General features: G+C 66.5%; 2 protein-coding genes. One reads left to right on the top strand and one right to left on the bottom strand.

Annotated features, from left to right (window positions below; genetic code table 11):
- Window positions 1-6: 6 nt before the first annotated feature.
- Entirely contained in the window at window positions 7-369 is a 363-nt protein-coding gene (locus ACFHVL_RS31185; RefSeq protein ID WP_416632207.1) for a hypothetical protein, read from the bottom strand.
- A 105-nt stretch (window positions 370-474) separates the two neighbouring features.
- Here ACFHVL_RS31185 and ACFHVL_RS31180 point away from each other — a divergent pair, with 105 nt between their 5' ends.
- A complete protein-coding gene (locus ACFHVL_RS31180; protein WP_416632206.1) occupies window positions 475-1,671 on the top strand; it encodes an IS630 family transposase in 1,197 nt (398 codons plus the stop codon).
- The last annotated feature ends 29 nt before the right edge of the window (window positions 1,672-1,700 follow it).

The following is a 1,700-nucleotide window of genomic DNA, read 5'->3' as shown; positions in this document are numbered from 1 at the left end:
AGTGCTTCAGTTCGTAAGTCCTTCGGGGGTTGACGGTCCGGGGTTTGGATGTGGCCAGTCGCTGATGGGACTGACGAGGACGTCGCAGACGAAGTCGAGGGCTTCTTCGGTGGTGCCGCTGAACCAGAACTGGTCTTCATAGCTGTTGTTGCTGGCCCGGTAGGTCGCGAGGCTCCAGCGGTGGGCGGAACCGCTGTAGCGCAGTCGCATCAGCGGCAGTTGCTGTCCGCCGGTCAACTCGACGGTGACGTAGGCGAAGTGGCCGTGGTAGCGCACGTGCACCGCAGCCAGCTGCGGCCAGTTCGCCTTGGCCCGGGCCCGCAGGCGCTGCGGTAGGGACGTCTTGGTGGAGGCAGGGATGACCGGCATAGGTTCACATCCTGCCGCCTCCGGCGTGTCCTGCCGGCTTGCGGCAGGCTTGACCGGCATCCTCGACCAGCCCTGAACGAGATCATCTTCAATGGAAGCTGGCCGGTGCCTGCCCCTCACGCACGTCCGATCACCCTGACCGCCGCCGAACGACACAGACTCACCGCTGTGGCCTACTCCCACACCGCCGCATATCAGCAGGTCATCCGGGCTCGGATCGTCTGTGATGCCGCCCGCGGAGACTCCAACGCCGCGATCGCCCGCCGGCACGACCTCACCATCGACACCGTGCGGCGCTGGCGCGACCGGTTCGCCGACGAAGGCCTCGCCGGCCTCACCGATCGGCCACGCCCGGGACGGCCGCCACGGTTCACCCCGGTCCAGATCGCCGAGGTCAAAGCCCTAGCCTGCCAGCTACCGGCCGAAACCGGCACGCCACTGTCGAAGTGGACTTGCCCGGACCTGGCCGCTGAGGCCGTCGACCGCAGCATCGTCTCGGCGATCTCGGCGTCAACCATCCGCCGGATCCTTGCCCGTGACACGATCAAACCCTGGCAGCACCAGTCCTGGATCTTCATCCGCGACCCGCAGTTCGCCGTCAAAGCCGCCCGCGTGCTCGGCCTCTACGCCCGCGAATACGACGGCGTCCCACTCGGGCCGGACGAGTATGTGATCTCCAGCGACGAGAAGACCAGCGTCCAGGCCCGCTGCCGCTGCCACCCCACCCTGGCGCCCGGTGTCGCCCGGGGAATGCGGGTCAACCACGAGTACCAGCGCAAAGGCGCCCTCGCCTACCTGGCCGCCTACGACGTCCACCAGGCCCGAGTGTTCTCCCACCACAACGCGAAGACCGGCATCCTGCCGTTCATGACCCTGGTCGAGCAGGTCATGACCCAAGAGCCCTACGCGTCGGCGAAGCGTGTGTTCTGGGTGGTCGACAACGGCTCCTCACACCGTGGCCAAGCCGCAGCCGACCGGCTCACGGCGCGGTTCCCGAACGCGGTCATGGTCCACACCCCGGTCCACGCGTCGTGGACGAACCAGATCGAAATCTACTTCTCGATCGTGCAGCGCAAGGTCCTGACACCCAACGACTTCACCAGCCTTGACCAGGTCGAAGACCGGCTCACCGCCTTCGAGCAGCGCTACAACGCGACCGCCCGGCCCTTCAGATGGAAGTTCACCCCGGCCGACCTCGAGGACCTTCTGGCCCGGATCGAGCGACACGAACAGAAAGAGCAGAACCTCCAGCAACCCGCCAGCTGCGACAACCAGCCTGCCGCATTGGCCCTGGCCGCATAACCCCCGAAGGATTTACGACCTGGACCACT

It is taken from the genome of Micromonospora sp. LOL_023 (genome assembly GCF_048060115.1).
In the GTDB taxonomy this organism is placed as follows: domain Bacteria; phylum Actinomycetota; class Actinomycetes; order Mycobacteriales; family Micromonosporaceae; genus Micromonospora_E.
Note: the sequence above shows the minus strand (reverse complement) of the source record. Positions and strands in the feature narration are given on the sequence as shown.